Annotated in this window: 19 protein-coding genes; 5 read left to right on the plus strand and 14 right to left on the minus strand. The window is 61.7% G+C overall.

All coding sequences use genetic code 11. The annotated features are described in order from the left end of the window. Positions 1 to 25 precede the first annotated feature (25 nt). The 4 genes from GFM02_RS22080 to GFM02_RS22095 are packed head-to-tail and all read right to left on the minus strand — an operon-like array spanning position 26 to position 3,049. Entirely contained in the window at positions 26 to 790 is a 765-nt protein-coding gene (locus GFM02_RS22080) for an amino acid ABC transporter ATP-binding protein (protein ID WP_168322793.1), read from the minus strand. Further along, positions 787 to 1,545 carry an amino acid ABC transporter permease gene (locus GFM02_RS22085; RefSeq protein WP_168322794.1) on the minus strand — a complete coding sequence of 253 codons (759 nt, stop codon included), beginning with the start codon at positions 1,543 to 1,545 and terminating at the stop codon, positions 787 to 789. The genes GFM02_RS22080 and GFM02_RS22085 overlap by 4 nt, the downstream gene beginning before the upstream one ends. Next, a complete protein-coding gene (locus GFM02_RS22090; protein ID WP_003538411.1) occupies positions 1,542 to 2,249 on the minus strand; it encodes an amino acid ABC transporter permease in 708 nt (235 codons plus the stop codon). Before GFM02_RS22090 ends, GFM02_RS22085 begins: the two co-directional genes overlap by 4 nt. Beyond that, positions 2,246 to 3,049 carry an SDR family oxidoreductase gene (locus GFM02_RS22095; protein WP_168322795.1) on the minus strand — a complete coding sequence of 268 codons (804 nt, stop codon included), beginning with the start codon at positions 3,047 to 3,049 and terminating at the stop codon, positions 2,246 to 2,248. The genes GFM02_RS22090 and GFM02_RS22095 overlap by 4 nt, the downstream gene beginning before the upstream one ends. Positions 3,050 to 3,252: 203 nt before the next feature. On the opposite strand from GFM02_RS22095, the gene nac reads away from it, so the two are divergent. Continuing rightward, positions 3,253 to 4,212 carry a nitrogen assimilation transcriptional regulator NAC gene (gene nac, locus GFM02_RS22100; RefSeq protein WP_205930418.1) on the plus strand — a complete coding sequence of 320 codons (960 nt, stop codon included), beginning with the start codon at positions 3,253 to 3,255 and terminating at the stop codon, positions 4,210 to 4,212. Positions 4,213 to 4,226: 14 nt separating this feature from the next. Here nac and GFM02_RS22105 read toward each other — a convergent pair whose 3' ends face one another. From GFM02_RS22105 to GFM02_RS22150, 10 genes are all read right to left on the minus strand, one after another. Further along, positions 4,227 to 5,429, minus strand: coding sequence for a pyridoxal phosphate-dependent aminotransferase (locus tag GFM02_RS22105; protein ID WP_168322796.1), 1,203 nt, complete (start codon positions 5,427 to 5,429; stop codon positions 4,227 to 4,229). 61 nt (positions 5,430 to 5,490) lie between these two features. Beyond that, a complete protein-coding gene (locus GFM02_RS22110) occupies positions 5,491 to 6,258 on the minus strand; it encodes a 5-oxoprolinase subunit PxpA (protein ID WP_168322797.1) in 768 nt (255 codons plus the stop codon). 37 nt (positions 6,259 to 6,295) lie between these two features. After that, complete coding sequence (locus GFM02_RS22115) at positions 6,296 to 7,291, minus strand: biotin-dependent carboxyltransferase family protein (RefSeq protein ID WP_168322798.1); 996 nt, start codon at positions 7,289 to 7,291, stop codon at positions 6,296 to 6,298. Continuing rightward, positions 7,288 to 7,995 carry a 5-oxoprolinase subunit PxpB gene (gene pxpB / locus GFM02_RS22120; RefSeq protein ID WP_168322799.1) on the minus strand — a complete coding sequence of 236 codons (708 nt, stop codon included), beginning with the start codon at positions 7,993 to 7,995 and terminating at the stop codon, positions 7,288 to 7,290. The genes GFM02_RS22115 and pxpB overlap by 4 nt, the downstream gene beginning before the upstream one ends. Next, positions 7,992 to 8,426 (minus strand): acetyl-CoA carboxylase biotin carboxyl carrier protein, encoded by a 435-nt coding sequence (locus GFM02_RS22125; RefSeq protein ID WP_168322800.1) that lies wholly within the window; start codon positions 8,424 to 8,426, stop codon positions 7,992 to 7,994. Before GFM02_RS22125 ends, pxpB begins: the two co-directional genes overlap by 4 nt. Further along, positions 8,423 to 9,808 (minus strand): acetyl-CoA carboxylase biotin carboxylase subunit, encoded by a 1,386-nt coding sequence (gene accC / locus GFM02_RS22130; protein WP_168322801.1) that lies wholly within the window; start codon positions 9,806 to 9,808, stop codon positions 8,423 to 8,425. Before accC ends, GFM02_RS22125 begins: the two co-directional genes overlap by 4 nt. Further along, positions 9,808 to 10,248 carry an acetyl-CoA carboxylase biotin carboxyl carrier protein gene (locus GFM02_RS22135; protein ID WP_168322802.1) on the minus strand — a complete coding sequence of 147 codons (441 nt, stop codon included), beginning with the start codon at positions 10,246 to 10,248 and terminating at the stop codon, positions 9,808 to 9,810. Before GFM02_RS22135 ends, accC begins: the two co-directional genes overlap by 1 nt. 164 nt (positions 10,249 to 10,412) lie before the next feature. Beyond that, positions 10,413 to 10,703 (minus strand): type II toxin-antitoxin system RelE/ParE family toxin, encoded by a 291-nt coding sequence (locus GFM02_RS22140; protein WP_168322803.1) that lies wholly within the window; start codon positions 10,701 to 10,703, stop codon positions 10,413 to 10,415. Continuing rightward, on the minus strand, positions 10,691 to 10,969 hold the full coding sequence (locus GFM02_RS22145; protein WP_003555445.1) for a CopG family ribbon-helix-helix protein: 279 nt from the start codon (positions 10,967 to 10,969) through the stop codon (positions 10,691 to 10,693). The genes GFM02_RS22140 and GFM02_RS22145 overlap by 13 nt, the downstream gene beginning before the upstream one ends. Before the next feature lie 206 nt (positions 10,970 to 11,175). Further along, the gene (locus GFM02_RS22150) at positions 11,176 to 12,246 is read right to left on the minus strand and encodes a LacI family DNA-binding transcriptional regulator (RefSeq protein ID WP_168322804.1); all 1,071 of its coding nucleotides are present in this window, start codon (positions 12,244 to 12,246) and stop codon (positions 11,176 to 11,178) included. Between the two features lie 222 nt (positions 12,247 to 12,468). Here GFM02_RS22150 and GFM02_RS22155 point away from each other — a divergent pair, with 222 nt between their 5' ends. The 4 genes from GFM02_RS22155 to GFM02_RS22170 all read left to right on the plus strand — a co-directional run bounded on the left by GFM02_RS22155 (position 12,469) and on the right by GFM02_RS22170 (position 16,587). Beyond that, a complete protein-coding gene (locus tag GFM02_RS22155) occupies positions 12,469 to 13,422 on the plus strand; it encodes a sugar phosphate isomerase/epimerase family protein (RefSeq protein ID WP_168322805.1) in 954 nt (317 codons plus the stop codon). 58 nt (positions 13,423 to 13,480) lie between these two features. After that, the gene (locus GFM02_RS22160; protein WP_168322806.1) at positions 13,481 to 14,713 is read left to right on the plus strand and encodes an ABC transporter substrate-binding protein; all 1,233 of its coding nucleotides are present in this window, start codon (positions 13,481 to 13,483) and stop codon (positions 14,711 to 14,713) included. 102 nt (positions 14,714 to 14,815) lie between these two features. Further along, entirely contained in the window at positions 14,816 to 15,703 is an 888-nt protein-coding gene (locus tag GFM02_RS22165; protein WP_163883331.1) for a carbohydrate ABC transporter permease, read from the plus strand. Next, positions 15,703 to 16,587, plus strand: coding sequence for a carbohydrate ABC transporter permease (locus GFM02_RS22170; RefSeq protein WP_168322807.1), 885 nt, complete (start codon positions 15,703 to 15,705; stop codon positions 16,585 to 16,587). The genes GFM02_RS22165 and GFM02_RS22170 overlap by 1 nt, the downstream gene beginning before the upstream one ends. Positions 16,588 to 16,594 lie beyond the last annotated feature (7 nt).

Raw genomic sequence — 16,594 nt, forward strand, 5'->3', positions numbered from 1 at the left:
TCTCCTTTGTTTTTGGTGGTTGGTATCAATGCCTGAGATCAGCGAGGAAACGCTGCGCACGGGGATGGCTTGGATTGTTGAAGAATTCCTCAGGCGTCGTCATTTCGAGGATCTGGCCCGCATCGATGAACCAGACCCGATCGGCGACGTCGCGCGCGAAACCCATTTCGTGGGTGACGCAGAGCATGGTCATGCCTTCGGACGCCAGGCTCTTCATGACGGCCAGCACTTCGCCGACCATTTCGGGATCGAGCGCGCTGGTAGGCTCGTCGAACAGCATCACCGGCGGTTCCATGGCAAGGGCGCGGGCGATTGCCACCCGCTGCTGCTGGCCGCCCGAGAGTTGACCGGGATAGGCCCGCGCCTTGTCGGCCAGACCGACCCGATCGAGAAGCTTGAGGGCCTTGTCCTCGGCAACATCCGGCGCCACGCCTTTCACCCGGATCGGCGACATCGAGACGTTTTCGACGACCGACAGGTGCGGAAACAGGTTGAAGTTCTGAAACACGAAGCCGATCCGGCTGCGCAGCGCATTGAGTTCTTTTGCCCGCATGGCGGCGTGGATGTTTTGCCCGTCGAGCGTGATCGATCCGCTGTTGATCTCCTCTAGGCGATTGATCGTGCGGATCAGCGTCGATTTTCCCGAACCGGACGGCCCGCAGATGACCACGACTTCACCGCGCGAGACCTGCGCATCGATATCCTTCAGGACCGGATAGTCGCCGTAGCTCTTGCAGACTTGCGAAAGCCGGATCGTCTGCAATTCCGGTGCTGAAACTGACATGGTCATAGCTGCTCCGATATGATTTTCGATGGCGCGACCAACACAGCAGAGGGAAGGTTGGAAAGTCCCGCACGCCGCCGCGTGATGTTCCGCTCGAGGCGATTTGCGAAGTAGGTGAGCGTCCAGCAGATGGCGAAGTAGACGATCGCCAGGATCAGGAAGACCTGGAAAGGCTGCGTCAGGAGCTGGTTGTTGACCTGGCTTGCGGCAAAGGTCAGGTCCGGCACGTTGATCACGTAGCCGAGCGTCGTGTCCTTGATCGTCGAGACGAAGGTGGAGATGATGCTCGGGATCATGTTGTAGAGTGCCTGCGGCAGGATGATGAAGCGCATAGCACCGAGATAGCCGTGGCCAAGCGCACGCCCCGCATCCATCTGGCCCGGTCCGAGCGCTACGATGCCGGCACGCACGACTTCGCTCAGGAACGCGCTCTGATAGACCACGAGCGTCGTCAGCATCGTGACGAAGCTCGGCACATCAGCGCCGGTCAGCAGCGGAACGAGGAAATAGCTCCACAGGATGAGCATCAAGAGCGGCACGCCCCTGGTGAAATAGACGAGCGCGGTGACCGGCCAGCGCAGCAGCGGCGACTTGGAGAGCCGCGCCAGCGCGAACAGGATACTGACCGGGAAGGCGAGAGCGATGCTGAGCGCCGAAAGGATCAGCGTGTTGGCGAGCCCGCCAAGCGGCCCGTTCGGATATTGGCCGATCAGCAGCAGCAGCCAGTAATCTTGGACGATGGCGATCATGTCGTGGATCATGCCCGCGCGCTCCTGGCAGGATCCGCGCGCATCGAAAGATAGGCGCCGATGCTCATGATCACGAGCGAGAAGAAAAGGTAGAGAACCGTGCCGATCAGATAGATCTCGAAGGTCCGGAAGCTGAGGTTTTCGATCTCCTTGACGGCATGCGTCAGTTCCGAAGCTCCGATGACGACGGCGAGACTGCTGTTCTTGAACAGGGAAACGCTGTGATTGATGAGCGGCGGCAGGGCGTTGCGCACGCCTTGCGGCATGATGACGAAACGCATCGCCGAGACATAGCCGTGGCCAAGCGCGCGGGCTGCCTGCATTTGGCCGGGGCTGACCGAGCGCACGCCCGATCGAAGATCTTCGCTGAAATAGGCCGCCTGGCAAAGCCCGAGCCCGATAACAGCGAAGATAGCTTCGGCATTGTGGACGGCCAGCCATTCGGCTACTCCGCTTGGCATCAGGGTGAAAATCCCGAAATACCACAGCATCAGCTGAACCAGGGTGGGGACGTTCCGATGGTAAGAGACGTAAGCAGCGACTAACGGATCGCCGAAGCGAAAGGGCGACAAACGCAAAGCCAGCAGCAGAAGTGCCAGCGCCATCGCCATAGACCAGGAGCCGGCGTAGATGATGAAGGTCATCTCGATGCCATGCAGCAGCATGGCGGTATATTCCGGATTTCCGAGGATTGCCGAAAGGTCGAAACCACTCACGGGTTTGGCTCCCCGGATTGATCTGTATTCGCCGCAGCGGATTGATCCGGCTTCGCCGCAGACTGGGGCTTTGCTGTCTGCAGCCCGCCCATGACCTGCAGCGTCGGCGTGATCTCCATGTGCCCGATATTGACGGCGACGGGGGCTGCTATCGCGAAGGCAATCGCGTCGGCGATATCGGCCGCCTGCGGCAATTCGAAGCCGTCGATGAATCGTTCGCGGATGCTGGGGTCATCGCCATGGACGTGATTGAAAATGTCAGTGGCGACCCGGCCGGGGCAGATTTCCGTGACCCGTACCCGCTTGCCGAAAGCGTCGATGCGCAGCTGGTTGGACAGCATGCTCACCCCGGCCTTGGTGGCGTGATAGGATGAGTTGCCGCCGAAATTGTAGGCGCCGGCGATCGACGAGATGTTGATGACATGTCCGCGGTCGCGCGCCACCATGCCGGGCACGACCAGGCGGCAGATGTGCAGGACCGCCCGGAGATTGACGTCGATGATAAGATCGATATCGCCCTCGTCGGCTTCCAGGAATTTCTTCGGCCGATCGACGCCGGCATTGTTGACGAGAATATCGAAGTCCACTCGACGCGTGAGCTCGGCCATGGCCTGACGGTCGGTCACATCGATGACGTGGGCGATGCAGCCCGTTCGCGCGGCCAGCTGCTGCAACGCTTCGGCGCTACGGGCAACCGCATGGACCTCGATGTTCTCCCGGCGGAACCGCTCCACCACGGCTGCGCCGATACCGGAGGATGCGCCGGTCACCAGTGCGGTCTTGTAGTCGGAGAATGGCATTGTCGTTCCCTTGTTGTTGATCGAGACAGTAGCGAAGCTTAAAGTCCTTGCCTAAGACCGATTATCTCTGGAGCAATAAGCAACGGTTATGGAGCCGGCGCAGGCTGCTGAAGAAAAGAAAGAGCTGATGCCGGGCATCACCTCGCGGCGTCCGTGCCTCAGGCAGTCCCCGGTTCTGGCGACGGCGTCGCGTTGCAAAAGCAATGCGCGTCTGCAAACATGTAAGCTGCGCAGATCAGAACGGTACCCCGATCCTCATGGACATCAGACGCCTCAAATCTTTCATCGTGATCGTCGACAGCGGCAGCATCACGCGAGCGGCGGATCTTTTGCATATCGCCCAGCCGGCGCTCAGCCAGCAGCTTGCCGGACTGGAGGAGCATTTCGGCCACAAGCTGCTGATCCGCAGCCAGCAGGGCGTCAGCATGACCGATGCGGGACATGCGGTGTATCGCCATGCGCAGATTATCCTTCGGCAGATGGAGCAGGCGCAAGCGGATGCCTCGGCAGCCGGCAATTCGCTTGCCGGCCGTGTGTCCGTCGGTCTCGTGCCCTTCAGCAGTGCCGCCACGCTGTCGGTCGATCTCCTGGCGGAGACCCGGAAACGGCATCCCGGTATCCTGCTGCACCTGACGGAAAGCGTCGGCCAGACCTATAGCCAAATGATCATGAACGGCCGGTTGGAGATGGCGCTTCTCCACGGAACCGGACCAATCAAGGGTGTCCGGTTCGAGCCGATTCTCAGCGAAGAGTTTTTCCTTGTCGCGCATCGGGACTTTGCGATCGAGGCTGGTGCGAAACCCGTTTCGGTCAATACTCTCGACGGAATACCGCTGCTGTTGCCGCCGGCCTATAATTTCGTCCGCCGCGCGGTCGATACCGCCTTCACGCGCACCCGCACCAATTTGAAAGTCGTGGCGGAAGTCGAAATCGTCCGTACCCTCGCCCGGGCGGTGGGCAGCGGCCTCGGCGCGACGATCATGCCGAAAGCCATCGCCGACCGCATCGTATCGGAATCGAGCGAGCCGCTGATCTGCCGGCTCGTCTCGCCGCGGATCGAAGAAACCCTGTCGCTGTGCGTTTCCGACCAGAATCCCCTATCGGAACCGGCCCTTGCCGTCCGAGACATCCTCATCGAGTTGACCGCGCGCTTGAAAAACTAAAAACTCGCTGCCGATCAGCACATATCCCTGCAGAATTGAGCTATGCGCGCGCAGCCTTCGCCGAGTTTCTCCATGCTCGTGGCGTAGGAAATGCGAAAGAACGGGCTCATTCCGTAAGCCGCCCCTTGCACGGTCGCGACATGATGCTCGTCGACGAGCGCCATGACGAAATCGACGTCGGTCTCGATCTTTCGCCCGCCCTTGCTGGTCTTACCGATCAGCCCCGAGATATTCGGGTAGATGTAGAAGGCGCCTTCGGGCCGATGGCAGCGCAACCCGTCCACCTCAGACAATCTGTCGAGGACGAAATCGCGTCTTTCCTTGTAGATCGCGGCACGCTCCTTCAAGAGACCCTGCGGCCCGTCCAGGGCAGCGGTCGCCGCAGCCTGCGTCGGCGTCGCGATGCCGCCGCCATTTTGGCCGTTGACGTTGCTGACGGCGGAGATCAGCTCTTTCGGCCCGGCGCAAAAGCCGAGCCGCCAGCCTGTCATTGCGTAAGCCTTGGAGACGCCGTTCATCGTCAGGACGCGCTCATAGAGCCTGGGCTCGACTTCGGCGATCGTGCAGAACTGGAAGTCGTCATAGACCAGGTGTTCGTAGATATCGTCGGTCATGATCCAGACATCGGGATGACGCAGCATAACCTCGGCGATGGCAGCCATCTCCGCCCGGGAGCAGGCGGCGCCGGTCGGATTGTTCGGGAAATTCAGGAAGAGCCACTTGGTGCGCGGCGTGATCGCCGCCTCCAGATCCTCGGGACGCAGCTTGAAGCCGGTCTGCTCGTGGCAGGGGACGGCGACCGGGACACCGCCGGCGAATTTGACGATATCCGCATAGCTGACCCAGGAGGGTGTCGGAATGACAACCTCGTCGCCGGGATTGCAGGTTGCCAGCATGGCATTGAAGATCACCTGCTTGCCGCCGCCCGAGACGACGATCTGGCTGGCATCGTAGTCGAGATTGTTGTCCCGTTTGAACTTTCTGATGATGGCGGCCTTGAGAGCCGGCGTACCGTCCATCGGAGGATATTTCGTATCGCCCGCAAGAGCTGCCGCATGGGCCGCCTCGATCGCGTGCGCCGGTGTGGGGAAATCCGGTTCGCCGGACGAGAGGCTGACGACTTTGATCCCGTTGGCGGCCAGTTCCCTGGCGCGCTGGGTCATGACGGCGGATGCGGAGATGGAGACGTTTTTCAGGCGGTCTGATATGGCGGACATCAAGATGGTCCTTCGATGAGAGATGGGAACGGGAAACCGCGCTCGGGCGATCGGGATTGCGTCAGTCGGCGAGTTCGGCGGCAGGCGCGAGCGCAGCACCCGCGGCTTCGATCTCGCCGCGCACGATACCGGCAAGCTCCAGGGCGCCGGGCGTGTCGCTGTGGACGAGAATGGAGCGGGCCGGCATTGCGATCACCGCTCCCTCGATCGTCTCGACGGTTCCTTCGAGGAGGAATTGTCGGACACGTGCACGCACCGCGGCCTCGTCCTTGATGACAGCGCCGGCGAGCCCGCGCGCGACAAGTCTGCCCTCGGCGTCATAGGCCCGGTCGGCAAGGAAAAGCGCCAGCGTCTTCAAACGCGCGCGTCTGGCCGCCTGCTGGATCTCGCTGCCTGAAGTGACGAAAACGACGAGGCCGGCATCCAAGGTGGCGATCGCATCCATCATCAGCTCGGCCAGCACAGGATCGCGGTTGACCATATTGCCCATGGCTGCATGGAAGCTGATATGGGACACCGTGACACCCTCGGCCTTGGCAATCGCCATCAGGGCGCCGAGCTGATAGAGCATCTGCTGGCGAAGCTCGTCTGCCGAAAATGCTATTTCGCGCCGGCCGAACCCCAGCCGGTCGGGCAAGCCCGGATGCGCGCCGATGCCGACGCCGTTCAGTTTCGCAAGCCGGACCATGCGCCCCATCGTATCGGGGTCGCCGCCGTGGAAACCGCAGGCGATGTTGGCCGACGAGACGAGTTTCATCATCGCTTCGTCGTCGCACAGCCGGTAGGGACCAAATCCTTCGCCCATGTCGGAATTCAGATCGATCTTCATCAGTTCCTCCTTTTGACGGCCTCCTGGGCGACACGCATTAGGCCATCGCCTTCAAGGCGCGCTTGACCATTCGGGATGTTTGCCTGACGTCGTCGACATAGCGGGCGATAGCCTGCTCCGCCTTGCGCGCCTCCGCATGCGTCGAGCGAACGAACTTCAGGCGGGCGCCGATGCGGGCTTGCCCGAGCCGCCAGAGATCGCATTCGATCACGCCGGCGATCTTCGGATATCCGCCGGCGGTGTTGGCATCGCTCATCTGCACGATCGGTTCGCCGCCGGGTGGAACCTGGATCACGCCGGGCACGACGCCGTGGGAGCGCATCTCGATGGACGCCGTCGGCTTGATCGGCTCGCCTGAGAGCCGGTAGCCCGTCCGGTCGCTGCGGGAGGAAATCCTCCAGGTCTGGCTCCAGAAAGCTTCGCCATCGCCTGCGAAAAGATCGTGCTCGCCGGCCGGCAGAGCACGGATCGGCAGCGTGCCGTCGACAGCAGCCGGGAAGACATCGCGCAGCGCCACGGACGGTTCGACCACGGCAAGACCCGAGGTCGGCAGCATGGTGATCTCTGCGTCCTTGCCGACCGCGATCCGGTCTCCCTTCGCCAGAGGCCGGCCTGCATTGCCGCCAAAGCCGCCGCGCAGCGACGTGCTTCGCGAACCCATGACAACGGGAATATCCAGCCCGCCTCCGACCGAAATATAGGAGCGCGCCAGCCGTGGAGGCTGTTTCAGTTCGAGAACCTGTCCGGGCTCCGCGAGATAGGCGCACCAGGCAAGCAGTTCCGAACCGTCGAGATGAGGATTGCCGTCGGCGCCGGTCACGGCAAAGGCGATGCGCCGTTCGAAACGCAGGATGAACGGGAAGGTCTGCACCTCTATCGCGGCGGCATTTTCATCATTGCCGACGAGAATGTTGCCGATCCGGACCGCAAGCGGATCCATCGCGCCGCTGGCGGATACGCCGATATCGCGATAGCCGGGGCGGCCTAGATCCTGCAGCGTGTTGAACGGGCCGCTTTCGATGATCTCGATCATAGCTCGATCCTTGCCGGCAGGAACCGCACCGTATCTCCCGGCGCCATCATGGCGGGGGTCGGCGATGTGGGGTCGAACATCTCAAGCGTTGCGAAGCCGATGGAATTCCAGCCGTTCGGACCCGTGAGCATGGCGACGCCGGTCTGCATGCCGCCGATGGTCACGCAGCCCTTCGGCATCTTCAGTGATGGCACGGTCTTTCGCGGCATGTAGATGCGCGGATCGAGACCGTGTAGATAACCGAAACCGGGAGCGCTGCCCAAGGCGAAGACACGGTAGGTCGCTTGATGATGGATGCGGACGACTTCGCGGTCGCTCAAGCCCGAGAGATCGCAAAGGGCTGGAAGATCCGTCGCATATTCACCGCCATAATGGACGGGGATCTCGATGGTCTTGCCGTTGAGATCGATGCTGCGGGCATTCTCCCATGCCTCCAGCAGCCGGGCGACCACCGCATCAGGATCCTCGGGCGTCTCCTTGAAGATCGCCAGCAGATTGGTCATGCCCGGAATGTTTTCCGCAATATCCGTCCAGCCTTTCACGGTCTGGGATAGAGCCCATATCCGCCGCTGCGCGATGAGATCGAAGTCGCCTGGCGCCTCAAGCAGGAAGGATCTGGCGCCGATCGAGGAAACCCGCGCCTGGCTTTTGGTGGCCGGAACGATTTCGCGTTGCGTTGCATGTCTGTTCGTCGTGACGATCATGACTGGAGCTCGATTTCGAACAGAGGATCGCCGAAGCCGACCAGTGCGCCGGGCTCGGCGAGCAGCCTGGTCAAAACACCGGAACGGCCGGCGCGAAGGGGAAGCAGGATGTGCCCTACCCCGACAAAGCCGACGATATCCGCATCGGATATGGAGCGCGGCAGATTTTGCGGCGTGGCGGAGGCGGGATGCTCGAGACAGAAGCGGCCTGCCATCGGCGCCTTCACGACGGCCGATGCGGAGCCGGGAGCCAAACCGGGAGCAGGAGGCGTCGCTTCGGTCGAGTTGATCCCGGCGCCCCTTTCTCCGGCGACGATAATGCGAAGCTGTCCGCCCGGCCGGGAGATTTCGAGACCGTTCACACCGGCGGCGGTCAACGCCTCGGTGAGCAATGCGATGGTCGCCGGATCGCTGAAATCGATCGCGCTCATGCTGCCCTCCGCAGCTTCAGCCATTGTTCGAGATAATGGATGTCCGTCTCGCCCTGCGCGAATGCACCGTCCTCGAACAGAGCGCGCAGGAAAGGGATATTGGTGGAAATTCCCTCGACCTCAGTGCCGGCAAGCGCTTCGCGCATTCTTGCCATCGCTTCCGCCCGCGTCGGCGCATGGACGATCAGCTTGGCGATCAGCGAGTCGTAATAGGGCGAGACCTTGTAGCCGGCATGAATATGCGTATCGACGCGGATGCCCGGTCCCGCCGGCAACGCCAGATGGGTGACGACACCCGCCGACGGCAGGAAGGTTTCCGGATCCTCGGCGTTGATGCGGCATTCGAAGGAGTGGCCCTCGCATGTCACATCGCCTTGGGTGAGATCGAGAACGTGACCCTGCGCCGCCCTTATCTGCGCCTGGACGATATCGACACCACTCGTCAGCTCGGTGACGGGATGCTCGACCTGAAGTCGCGTGTTCATCTCGATAAAATAGAAAGCGCCATCCTCATAGAGGAATTCGAAGGTTCCGACGCCCCGATAGCCGATCTGGAGGCAGGCCTCTACGCAAGCCAGGCCGACCGGCTGGATGATGTCGGGCGCGATTCCAGGCGCCGGCGCCTCCTCCACAACTTTCTGATGGCGGCGCTGCATCGAGCAATCCCGGTGCCCGAGCCACACGGCATTGCCGTGATCGTCGCAAATGACCTGTATCTCGATGTGACGCGGATGCTCTAAGAATTTCTCCATGTAGAGCGAGGGTGAGCCGAAAGCCTTGCGGGCCTCTTCCCGCGTCAGCGCAATTGCTTCATGCAGCAAATCGGCCTTGGGCACGACACGCATGCCGCGTCCGCCACCGCCGCCGGCTGCCTTGATGATGACGGGATATCCAATTTCCAGCGCTATGCGCTCGATCGTGGCGGGGTCATCGGGCAGCGCGGTGTCCGGACCGGGAACGCAGGGGACGCCGGCGGCCATCATCGCGCGTTTTGCCGAGATCTTGTCGCCCATGATGGCAATCGACGACGCGGTCGGACCAATGAAGACCAGGCCGGCCTTTTCGACGGCATCGGCGAAGGCGGCGTTTTCCGACAGAAAGCCGTAACCTGGATGGATGGCGCCGGCCCCGGCGAGACGCGCCGCCAGAAGGATAGCATCCCGATTGAGATAGCTCTTGGCGGCAGTCGACGGGCCGATGCAGAGAAAGCTGTCTGCGGTCTTGCCGTAAGGCGCTTGCCTGTCGGCCTCGGAGCAGATGGCGACCGTCTTCAGGCCGAGCTCGCTGCAGGCGCGCCGGATCCGGGCAGCGATCTCGCCGCGGTTGGCGATCAGAACGGTATCGAAGCGGCCGGCCGCGGATTGTTCGGGCGTTTCGGGCATCAGGCAATCTCCGCCAGCAGGTCGCCGGTCTCGACCTCGCCGTCGTCGATTTCAGTGAGGTGCGTAATGCGCCCCGACCGCGGCGCGGCGATCGTGTTGAAGACCTTCATCGCCTCGATGATGAAAAGCGTCTGCCCCTCTTCCACCTCGTCACCGATCGCGACGAATGGCGGTTCCCCCGGCGCCGGGGTCCGGTGCAGAACGCCGAAGACCGACGCCTTCACCGCATAGGTTTTCTCAGGCCTCGAAGGCATATCGGCGCCGGCATCCTGGGCAAGGCTTGTCGTCGATCCCGCCTCTTGCTCGGGCTCGGCAGCAGCCTCCTGACCCGGCGACGTGCGGAAGATCCGAACCGTCACGTCCTTTTCCGTCACGCTCAGCTCGGCAATGTTCGATCGTCCGACAAAGTCGATCAGCGTCTTGATCTTCGAGAGGTCCATATGCGTGCTCGGAATTTCAAAATTCCACCGCGCAGACCTGAAGTTTCACGTCGCCCGGTGTTGTGATTTTTCGTAGCACGACGTATGGGCTGATGGGGTCAGACGAAGTTTTGATGGAGCGTAATCGGCCTTGCGGGAACCTATTGTCGGCAATGGCGTCCGTATCAGAACCCTGCTTCCTTCTGATGCCGTACCGCGAGGATCATCAAAATATCGCCTTCAATACGATAACGAGCGACGTATCCGCTATCTCCAAAATCGATGAGCCACTCCCGGTATTGCTCGGGCAAGTCCTCGATGAGGCGTCCAACATGGGGATGTACGCCGAGGGCTCTCAAGCCTTTGAGTATAGTTTCGCCTGCTCGCTTGGCGGCCGATGGGTTTTTCAGCCGTAAGAACTCTCGGAGCCGCTCGAGGTCGCGGATTGCGGCCGGGGAGAAGACTACTTGTGGCATTCGGGTGCGGACAACTCGTCGTCAGTTCCCCAAGTCGAAAGCCATTTTTCGACCTCGGCGCCGGTGACATGCAGTCCCGTCGCTTTAAATTCATGCCAGGCGTCAAGCGTCTCCTGTCGCAGCGCCTCACGCTTCTCCTCGCGCTCAACATATTGCGCAATAGCTTCACGCATGATCCAGTGGGACGAGCGGCGGCGAGCCTCGGCCAGTTGCTGAACGCGGCCCTTTAGCTCATCATCGAGTTTGAGCGAGGTCGGCGATGCCATGAGGCCTCCGTAGTTAAAGGTATTACCTAGCGCTAACTTAAGCTTTCCCGCGGTGTTTGTCTATGAATGCATTCAACGAATGCACAATGCTTTTCTGACGGATCATGACCGTTACAAGGCTTTCCATCCGTGAAGTGAAGACCGGTCGCATCACTGACCGCGGCATGCGTTCCCATGCGCTTCTGTGCGTCGTCGGCTCCTCATCGTCAGCTCTTCGGAGCGGCGATGCTCTCCCCGGGGATAAGGCTGCTGCGGATGACGGTGCGCACTGCCGCCGCATTCTGCCTCTGGTCAATGGCGTCGAGCAGGAGATCCACCGCCGCGCGCCCCATCTCTTCCACCGGCTGCTTGATCGTCGAGAGCGGTGGAGAGCAGAATTCGCAGACGGGGGAACCGTCGAAGGAGACGACGGATACATCACCGGGGATGCTCAGGCCCGTGCGCTGGATACGGCTGACAAATGAAATGGCCATGTCGTCGCTGGTCGCGATGACCGCCGTTGGCTTTTCGGTCAGTTTGGCGAAATCGTCTGCCGCCTGGACGCCGATGTCGAAGCCGTGCTGATAATCGAGATGGCCGCCCGAGCGACGTACCGAGCCCTCGGACAATCCTGCCGCCTCAAGCGCCTCGAGCACACCGCCATAACGCTCGACATCGTGATAATTGCCTTCAGGCCCTGCAAGATAGAAGAACCGTCGATGACCCAATCGGATCAATTCGGCCGTGACGTCGCGCACGGCCTCGCGGTCGTTTGTAATCACGCTCTGCAGGCCGGCATCGCTCATGTCGAGCAGCATCGACACGATCGGCAGGCCGGAATTGGCCAGCGAGCGCCCGTCGACCTCCGGAAGCTTCGACGACAGGATGATGGCTCCGCGCACGCTGCCGCCGAAGGCGAGATCGAGAATATGCCGTTCTGAAATTTCGTCGCGATCGAGGTTGGCGATCATCAGGTTGTAACCGCCCTGGATCAGCGATTTGTTGATGCTCTGCAGCACCTGCGGGATGATCTGGGAAGCGCCGTAATAGAGCGATCCCGGCAGGATGATCATGATGATGTTGGACTTGCCGACCCTGAGGCCGCGCGCCATGGCGTTCGGCGTGTAGCCCAGTTGCCTGGCTGCTGCATTGATCTTGGCGCGCGTCTTCTCGTTGACCCGTCCGGGATTGGCGAGCGCCCGGCTGACTGTCGATATCGCAACGCCGGCGAGCCGCGCGACATCCGCCATCAATGCGCCCGATGGCTCCTCTCCGGCCACCTCCTTGTTTTTATTCATTTTTATTTCGGCCTCCCGGATGCTTCGATTTGCAACTCTAAGGCAGGGGGCGATTTATTGCAAACGTTTGCCAAAAACCGCTTGCTTAAAAAACCGGCTTGGCTATTATCTAGTCATGGCAAACGATTGCCATTTCTTAATGCGTTGAAAATCCATGGCTTATTGGATGCGGAATGGCTGTTCCGCACGCGGGTAGGTCATGCCTCGAGAAATGGACAGGTTATGGCTACTGGCGACAGGCTGCGCTTCGGCGTCGATCTCGTGACATTCTTTCATCCCGGCTTCTGGGGCGTCGACAGCCATGATGCGATCGTCGACTATGCCCGCGCCGAGCCACGCGCCTTTTGGGACAAGATACTCGACAGCGTCCAGGCCTCCGGCGTCACCGGCGTCGAGCTGACCTTCTCTCCCTTCAACTGGCAGGACGCGATCACGACCTATGGTTCCGTCGACGCCTTCGCAGCCGAGCTGGCAAGACGCGGCCTGACGCTGTGCAGCGGCTTCTTCGCGGAACTGGAGGCGGCCGGTGACTTTGCCCAGCCCGAGGCCCAGCGCGCGCTGATCGACAAGGCGGAACAATACGCCGACTTCCTGAAAGCCTGCGGCAGCGACATCATGGTGATCGGCGCGCCACTACGCCAGACGCTCGGCGCCCAGCCGGTGCAGTTCTACGATTTCGACCGCGCCAAGGTGATCGCCGATTTCCTGAACCGGCTCGGCGCGACCCTCTATGCGAGGGGCGTGCGGCTTGCGCTGCACACCGAGGCGCACTCGATCTTTGCCGCCGCGCGCGACGTCGATCTGATGATGCTGCTCACCGATCCGGCCTATGTGCACATGTGCCCGGACACGGCCCATATCATCGTTGCCGGCTCCGATCCAATCCAGCTCGTCGATCGCCATCACGAGCGCATGATCATCGCCCACTGGAAGGATGCGATCGGTCCTATGCCTGCCGACACACCGATCGACAAATATATCCATGAACGCCACCAGCCCTATTTCTGCAGCTTCGGCCTCGGACGGGTCGATTGGCCGGCCTGGATTCGGCTGCTGCGCGACCGAGCCTATGAAGGCTGGGCAATCCTCGAACTCGATGCCGCGCCCGATCCCGTCCGCGACATCGCCAACGGGCTCACGCTCGTCCGGCAGGCGCTCCTGCCGATCTATCGCTGACAGTCATCCCTAAGACAACAAACGCCCCGCAAAGAGGGCATTTTCAAGAGGTGGAACAATGAAGAACATGATGAAGCTTTTTCTTGCCGGCGCAGCAATCGTCGGCCTATCCGCCTCGGCGCATGCCGAGGACAAGCCGACGATCGAGATCATGTCGTCCTGGACGTCGGGCGGCGAAGCGGCTGCCCTCAACGTCATCAAGACCGAGTTCGAAAAGCGCGGCGGCGTCTGGAATGATTCCTCGATCGCCGGCTTCGGCGCGGCCGATGCCGCCTTCCAGAACCGTATCGTCGCCGGTGACGCGCCCGGCGCCAAGCAGGGCGTCATCGGTCTCGCTGCCGCAGACTTCATCAACCAGGGACTGTTCAATCCAATTGACGACGTGGCCGCCGCCGGCAAATGGGCTGACGCCCTGCCGAAATCGATCCATGATCTCATCACCTATGACGGCAAGGTCTATCTCTCGCCGACCGGCGCCCATGGTGAAAGCTGGATCTTCTATTCGAAGGAAGCCTTCGAGAAGGCCGGCATTTCGCAAGAGCCCAAGACGTGGGACGAGCTCTTTGCCGATTTCGACAAGCTGAAGGCTGCCGGCATCGTTCCGGTCGCCTGGGGTGGCCAGCCCTGGCAGCAAACCAAGGTCTTCAACATGATCCTGCTCTCGCAGGTGGGGATCGACGGCTTCCTGAAGATCTATGTCGATAAGGACAAGAGCCCGGCATCCGTCGAAGGCGTGAAGAAGACCCTTGAGATCCTCGGCAAGCTGCGCGGCTATGTCGATGCGGGTGCAGCCGGCCGCAACTGGAACGACGCGACAGCCATGCTGATCACCGCCAAAGCCGGCGTGCAGTTCATGGGCGACTGGGCCAAAGGCGAATTCACCGTTGCCGGCAAGGAGCCGGGCAAGGATTATGGCTGCATGATCGTGCCGGAGTCGAAGGGCATGGTCTACATCGCCGACGCCCTCTGGTTCCCGAAGACCGGCAAGGCCGAGACCGACAAAGCACAGAAACTTCTCGCCGAAGTCGTCATGGACCCGGCTATCCAGGTCGAATTCGCGCTCAAGAAGGGTTCGGTTCCGATGCGCTCCGACGTCGACAAGTCGAAACTGGACGTCTGCGCCCAGAAGGGTGTCGAGCTGATGGCCGCGGGTGCGATCGTGCCGGATCAGGCGATCGTGCTGACGCCCCAGCAGGTCGGCGCACTCGACGACTTCGTCGACGAGTACTGGAGCGGCGGCTCGAATGATGCGGCCCCCGCGGCCGAGAATTTCTTCGCCATCTTCGAGTAGGATAGCGCCTGTGGCGTCGGCCTGATGTCGACGCCACGGCTGCCGGCCGCCGCCTCGCGCGGTGGTGCGAGCCCTGCTTTCCACCCGTCAACGAGCTGGCCGATGTCCATCAAACGCAAGCCCAATCTTTCCGCGACCATCGCCCTTTTGCCGACCTGGTTCGTCGCGGTCGTGGTCTTCATCGGCACCATGGCCTGGTCGATCCGCCTGTCCTTCACCAATTCCACGCTTTTTCCGTCCTCGACCTATGTCGGCTTGGCGCAGTATTCGAAGCTCTTCTCGTCCGCCAAGTGGCTGGCATCGCTGCAAAACGTGTTGATCTTCGGCGTCCTTTACGTCGCAGGCTGTTTGCTGCTCGGCTTCCTGCTGGCCGCGGCGCTGGACCGCAAGATCCGCTTCGAAAGCGCCTTCAGGACCATATTCCTCTATCCCTACGCCATGTCCTTCGTGGTGACCGGGCTGATCTGGCAATGGATGCTCAATCCGACGCTCGGCATCCAGGCGAGTGTGCGCTCGCTCGGCTGGGAAAGCTTCGTCCTCGACTGGGTGGTCAATCGCGACATGGCGATCTATGCGCTGGTGCTTGCCGGCGTATGGCAGGGCGCGGGGCTCGTCATGGTCATTGCGCTCGCCGGCATGCGCGGCATCGAAGGCGAGCAATGGAAGGCGGCGCGGATCGACGGCATTCCCGTCTGGCGGATCTATGTCTCGATCATCCTGCCCCAGCTCGGGCCGGCGCTGGCCGCGGCCGGCATGCTGCTTGCCATGGGCGTGATCAAGACCTACGACATCGTCGTTGCCATGACCAATGGCGGCCCCGGCAATGCGACGGAGGTGCCGGCGAAATTCATCATGGACAATCTGTTCGGGCGCCAGAACCTCGGCCTCGCCACGGCTGGCGCGACGGTGCTTGTCTTCGGCGTGATCATCGCAGTCGCCCCGTTCCGCTATGCGATGCACATGCGTGACAAAGCAAAGGGGGCTGCGTGATGGCCCGCTCTCATCCAAATGGTCCGAAGCCGGCACAGATCACCGCCGGGCGCATCGGCCTCTATGCCTTCCTTGTCGTCGCCGCGCTTTTCTTCCTTCTGCCGCTCTACACCATGGTCGTCACCTCGCTGAAGTCCATGGACGAAATCCGGCTCGGGCAGATCTTTGCCCTGCCAGCCACGCTCGATTTCTCCGCCTGGGTGACCGCCTGGTCGGGCGCCTGCATGGGGACCGTCTGCGTCGGCATTCGCAGCGGCTTCTGGAATTCGGTGGCAATCACCCTCCCCTCGGTCGCGCTCTCCGTCTTCATCGGCGCCGTCAACGGCTATGCGCTGTCGCTCTGGCGGCCGCGCGGGGCAAACCTGCTCTTCGGCCTGCTGATGGCCGGCGGCCTGATCCCCTACCAGATCTTCCTCTATCCGATGGTCCGGGCGATGGCGAATATCGATCTCTATAATTCGCTCGCCGGCATCATTCTCGTGCATGTCATCTTCGGCCTGCCGTTGGTGACGCTGCTCTTCCGCAACTATTTCGTCAGCGTGCCGGAGGAGCTCTGCAAGGCGGCGCGCGTCGACGGCGCAGGCTTCTGGCGCATCTTTTTCGAGATCATGCTGCCGATTGCCGTGCCGATGGTCGTCGTGGTCTCCATGCTGCAGTTCACCGGCATCTGGAACGACTTCCTGCTCGGTCTCGTCTTTGCCGGCCGCGACAACCTGCCAATGACCGTGCAGCTCAACAATATCGTCAACACCACGATGGGCGAGCGAACCTACAACGTGAACATGGCGGCGACGATCCTCACCGCCATCGTTCCGCTTGCCATCTATTTCCTGTCCGGCCGCTGGTTCGTGCGCGGCATCGCGGCCGGCGCAGTCAAGGGGTAACGCTTCC

It is taken from the genome of Rhizobium leguminosarum bv. viciae, from assembly GCF_012276115.1.
GTDB classification, from domain to species: Bacteria; Pseudomonadota; Alphaproteobacteria; order Rhizobiales; family Rhizobiaceae; genus Rhizobium; species Rhizobium leguminosarum_T.